Here is a 556-nt window from a genome sequence, read left to right as displayed (position 1 = left end):
ATGAACTCTTTGGAAAAACCCGATTTGATGAAGTGTCATTGGATGTCGCTCTGGTCTATGCGGCGAAGGATACACACTTGACATGGAAGTTATATGAGTGGCAGCGACATCATTTTACCCTGCGAAAAAAGCTGGGCCAGCTGTATCGGGAACTGGAGAATCCGCTGATTGAAGTCTGTGTCGATATGGAACAGTGCGGGTTCCTTATCGATCGCGACTACGCCCAGCAGTATGGGGAGGAACTGCGAAGTGAAATCCACCAATTGGAACAATCCCTTACGGATCACTTCGGCGATATCAACTACAACTCACCCATCCAGTTGGCTCGAAAGCTGTACGATGAATTAAAACTGCCTGAAGTCAATGCCCGCTCCACCGATGTAAAAACCCTAAAAGCTCTGAAAGAGAGGCATCCGGGGATTGAGCATCTGCTGAAATACCGTGAACTCACGAAACTGCTCAGCACCTATGTCGAAGCGTTACCGGAACGGATTAAATCGGATGGCCGGATTCATGGCTCATTTAATCAGGTGGCTACCGTGACTGGCCGGTTCTC

General features: G+C 48.9%; 1 protein-coding gene. It reads left to right on the top strand.

All coding sequences use genetic code 11. From position 1 onward, the window contains the following. Positions 1-556, top strand: a 556-nt coding sequence (locus tag H1S01_RS20685) for a DNA polymerase (protein WP_243237465.1), incomplete at both ends; no start/stop codon positions are given.

This window comes from Heliobacterium chlorum (genome assembly GCF_014502795.1).
Classification (GTDB): Bacteria; Bacillota; Desulfitobacteriia; order Heliobacteriales; family Heliobacteriaceae; genus Heliobacterium; species Heliobacterium chlorum.
Note: the sequence above shows the minus strand (reverse complement) of the source record. Positions and strands in the feature narration are given on the sequence as shown.